The sequence below is a fragment of the Treponema sp. genome (assembly GCF_052169735.1).
Taxonomy (GTDB): Bacteria; Spirochaetota; Spirochaetia; order Treponematales; family Treponemataceae; genus Treponema.
The window spans coordinates 1-4,680 of record NZ_JBQNBW010000103.1 but is presented as its reverse complement, the minus strand read 5'-3'; the positions used below and the strand labels follow the sequence as shown (position 1 = coordinate 4,680).

Annotated in this window: 3 protein-coding genes; all 3 read left to right on the top strand. The window is 43.8% G+C overall.

The features are described from left to right. Positions 1-375 precede the first annotated feature (375 nt). The 3 genes from ACTTJ8_RS11380 to ACTTJ8_RS11370 all read left to right on the top strand — a co-directional run bounded on the left by ACTTJ8_RS11380 (position 376) and on the right by ACTTJ8_RS11370 (position 4,494). Positions 376-2,469, top strand: coding sequence for a methyl-accepting chemotaxis protein (locus ACTTJ8_RS11380; RefSeq protein WP_442721256.1), 2,094 nt, complete (start codon positions 376-378; stop codon positions 2,467-2,469). Between the two features lie 242 nt (positions 2,470-2,711). Continuing rightward, entirely contained in the window at positions 2,712-4,334 is a 1,623-nt protein-coding gene (locus ACTTJ8_RS11375) for an ATP-binding protein (protein ID WP_442721255.1), read from the top strand. Then, positions 4,327-4,494: a hypothetical protein gene (locus tag ACTTJ8_RS11370; protein ID WP_442721257.1), complete on the top strand. Its 168-nt coding sequence runs from the start codon at positions 4,327-4,329 to the stop codon at positions 4,492-4,494. The genes ACTTJ8_RS11375 and ACTTJ8_RS11370 overlap by 8 nt, the downstream gene beginning before the upstream one ends. The last annotated feature ends 186 nt before the right edge of the window (positions 4,495-4,680 follow it).

The window sequence follows — 4,680 nt, the reverse complement described above, 5'->3', positions numbered from 1 at the left end:
CCCTTTGGTCATAACAGACAGGATGTCCATTTCAAAACCGCCACGGACGGCGGTGTTTCCATGTAATAGCGACGTTTTTGCACAGCAAAAACTCGCGTTCAAAAATTGACAGGGAGGTCAATTTTTGAACTTGCCACGGATGGCGGTGGTTCCACGCAGAAGCGAGTTCGTTTGCGAACTCGCAGCCCAAAAATGGACAAGGATGTCCATTTCAGCACCGCCACGGATGGCGGTGGTTCTATGCAGAAGCGAGTTCGTTTGCGAACTCGTAGCCCAAGAATGTACAGGACGTACATTCTTGGGCGAGGGTCGTAGGGGAATTTTTTTCTTTTTATCGAAAAAAAAGAAAAAAATTCCCCTACAAAGGAGTACACAATGAAAAAGCGATTTTCTCTTCGCTACAAACTTATTCTTATCTTCGGGTTATTGATTGCACTTGCTTCGACTATCGAAGGCTTTCTTGCAGTTAGAACTGCGCGCAAGGCCGTAACCGAAAAGGTTGAAGCGCATCTTATTGACAAAGCAGCCGATGTTGCAGAAGTGATTGACGGGCGCATTACTGCTTTTTGGCAGTTTCTTGAAGGGATTGCACGCATGCCCGCATTTCGGGATCCGAATATTTCTTTTACGGAAAAAAGCAAGCTGCTCGATAAAGAGATCGCCTTTAATAATCAAATTCTCGATTTCAATATTGCCGATAGAAACGGAATAGTTTATTCCAGCGATGGTAAAACAACGGATATTTCGAAGCTTGCATGGTATGAAGAATCAAATGGTGGGCAAAAGCATTTTGCAAAGCCATTTATATCGCCTATTTTGCACAAACTCGTTATAGCAGTCATTGTGCCGGTTATAGACGATAACAACAACCATATTGCTTCCTTGGTTGCCCTTATTCAGGGTTTATGGCTCACCGATCAAATAAAAGACATTGTAGTCGGCAAAACTGGGTATGCTTACATTAACGGAGCAGACGGAAGCAATGTAGCAGATCCTGATTCCGAAATAGTACGGTCTATGTGGAATACTATTAAAAAAGCCCAGTCCGATGTCAGCTTGAAATCACTTGCGGAGTTTGAAAAAATCGCGCTTGAAACGGATATATCATCTATAGGCTATTATGAATACAAAGGTGTGAACAAAATAGCTTCGTATGCTAAAATGAAAACTACCGGTTGGACAGTCATTATAGCTGCACCCAAAGATGAATTTATGGGAACGGTACATTCTTTGCAGACCTCAATGATGGGGATCGGGGCGGTTATCTTGGTGATTGCGCTTGTCATTGTGTTTTTCGTTGCTCGTGCAATTATAAAACCGATTAAAACCGTAGTTTCCGCTTTGCGGAATATCGCGCAAGGCGAGGGGGATTTAACGGTTCGCTTGCCGGTTACGGGTAACGACGAGATTACGGATATGTCCGAGTACTTCAACGAAACGATTGCGAAAATAGGTAAGTCGATTCAAGCGGTCGGAATAAACTCCAATACCATGGAAGAAATCGGCGATGAACTTGCGTCCAATATGACTGAAACAGCCAGCGCTGTTAATCAAATCAGCGCCAATATCGACGGGGTGAAGCAGCAGGCAATGACTCAAGCAGCAAGCGTTACCGAGACAGCGGCAACTATCGAAGAAATTGTCCGCACCATTAAGCAGCTGAACAATAGCATCGAAACACAGGCGGCAAGCGTTGCGCAATCGTCTTCCTCCGTAGAGGAAATGGTCGCGAATATTGCCTCTATCGGACAGACCCTCGGAAAAACCGATGAGGTTATTAAAAGTCTTACAGCTGCAACCAGCGACGGCAAAGCCACGCTTGTAACATCTAATACCGTAACACAGAAAATAGCAGAAGAATCCGGCTCGTTGATGGAAGCGTCGAACGTCATCCAACACATTGCTTCGCAGACAAACCTACTGGCGATGAATGCTGCGATTGAAGCTGCTCACGCAGGAGAAGCGGGAAAAGGCTTTGCTGTTGTTGCCGATGAAATCCGTAAACTGGCAGAGGATTCTGCAACACAGGGTAAGGCGATTACAGCAACACTGAAAACCTTGAGCGGAGAAATTGAAACGCTCTCCGCTTCATCCAAAACGGTAGAAGAAAAGTTTAATGCTATTTTCAGCCTTGCTGAGCAAGTTAAAGAAATGAGTAACCGGCTCACTGAAGCGATGCAGGAACAGGAAAACGGCAGTAAGGAAGTACTGATTGCGATTAAGAGCATCAACACGGTAACGGTAGAAGTTCAAGCAGGTTCGGAAGAAATGCTGAAAGGCGGGGAGGGGGTTGCGGAAGAAATGCAAAAGCTCGATAGCCTTACCCGTATCATCACTGAAAGCATGAACGAGATGGCTTCCGGCGCGGTGCAAATCAACAACGCTGTACAGGAAGTGAACGAAATTACGCAGAAGAATAAGCAGAGTATTCAAAATCTTGCAGAGGAAGTCGGGAAGTTCAAGGTTTAGACGCAAATAGAGCGGTATCTACTGCGTTGCATCCAAGGATGTACATTCGTTGCCGTGTCTCCGCTTTATTTTTGTTCGCGCCTTGTATCTGCTCGCTCTATTTGTGTCTAGGATAATTCTGCAGAATGGACAAGGATGTCCGTGAAACTTGCCGTTAGCAAATGTACTTAGGAGGTACATTTGCTGACGAAGTATATGCACCGTATATTTGCAAAAGACAATATCCTTGTTATACTATCGCTATGAACATTTCACGCAAGTTGCCGATCGGTATACAGAGTTTTAAGGATTTACGGAAAAAGAATTTTCTCTATGTTGATAAAACAGCGTATATAGCTCAATTAAGTATGGCTAATAAAGTCTACTTCCTCAGCCGCCCGCGGAGGTTTGGCAAAAGCCTCTTTCTTTCGACGTTAGCTGCATATTTTCTGGGGCAAAAAGAACTGTTTACAGGCTTGTATCTTGAAAAAGCGGAAGAAGAGCAAGCTGCACAAGAAAATAGAGCTGCATGGGAAGCATATCCGGTGCTGTATTTTGACTTTAATGTCGGAAAATATATCGATCCGGCAACCTTAAATGAGCGGCTGCATGTTATGTTATCTGAAGCGGAGTCTGTATACGGGATTTCGACACCGAAAGAAGAACAACCGTTTTTTGCCTCGCGCTTTGAAAAGCTCTTGAAACGGGCATATCAGCAAACCGGCAAGCAAGCAGTTATTCTTGTCGATGAGTACGATAAACCGCTCTTACAGACGATGGATATGAATGAATCCTTAAACGAAGATTATCGCAATACACTCAAAGCCTTTTACTCGGTGATTAAAACCTGCGACGAATATATCCGCTTTGCCTTTTTAACCGGTGTTACCAAGTTCAGCAAGGTTAGCATTTTTAGCGATCTGAATAACCTCCGGGATCTATCAATGGAAAAACAATATGCCGGTATTTGCGGTATCACCCAGACAGAGCTGGAAACAAACTTTCAGCCGGAAATACAAATCCTTGCCGACGAGCAACAGATGGACTATCAGCAAGCACTTGCTGACCTTAAGCAATGGTATGACGGATATCGGTTCCATCCGGCGGGTGTCGGTCTGTATAATCCGTTCAGTGTCTTGAATGCCTTTGCTAAAAAAGAAATCAGAAGTTACTGGTTCGGTACCGGCACCCCGACTTTTTTAGTCAACTATCTCAAAGAATCCCGGTATTTTATTCCAGACTTAGACGGCAATGTAGAGCTCACTGAATCAGGGTTGGAAACCTATCGGGCTGTAGCAGAAGATGCCTTACCTATTCTGTTTCAATCAGGATATTTAACGATTAAGGGCTATATCAAAGAAGCCCGGATATACCGGCTCGGTTTTCCGAATAATGAGGTGCGATACGGCTTTTTAGAGAATCTGCTGCCTGCATATTCAGGGCTATCGCTGGGTGATACTGGAAAATCAGTGTGGAAGTTTGTTCAAGATGTGCGCAAAGGGGAAGTTGACTCTTTTATGGAGCGGATACAGTCAATTATCGCAGGCATTCCGTATGATAACTTCACTGGAGAAACGCTGAAACTGCGTGAACAGAACTACCAGGCGGCTGTGTACCTGATCTTTGCGCTCATGGGGCAGTTTGTGCAGACGGAAGTATATTGTAGTACTGGCAGAGCTGACTGTATTGTGAGAACAGCAGACACGATCTACATTTTCGAGTTTAAGCTGAGCGGCAACGGCAGTGCGGAAGAGGCACTCGATCAAATCAAAAAGAATACCTATGCCACAAAGTATAAGATGGACGGAAAAAAGATTGTACTGATTGGAAGCAGCTTTGATGAAAATACCAGAACTATCAAGGAATGGGCGATAGATAATGGGTAATTGTACTGATACGATATCATTTATCCAAGGAATATCACGAGGTTTCCATCAAAAAGCACTCGAAACGGCAAAAAATCTTCTACAGTTCGGACTATCCGTTGAAAATATCGCAAAAGCAACCGGTCTTTCTCAAGAAGATGTCAGGGAACTTTATTCATAATGCAGAATACATACATCATTTTTTTCTTGCAGATTTTGCTTTTTCGTGCTATAATTAAGCCCATGCTGATTTTACCATCAGATACCGGTTTTAGCCGATATTCGTGATAAATCCGCATAAAATCTATTCTTTTTTTAGAGAAAGAGGCTTGACAGTTATGAAAAATTCGTATATTGTACCCCCCCC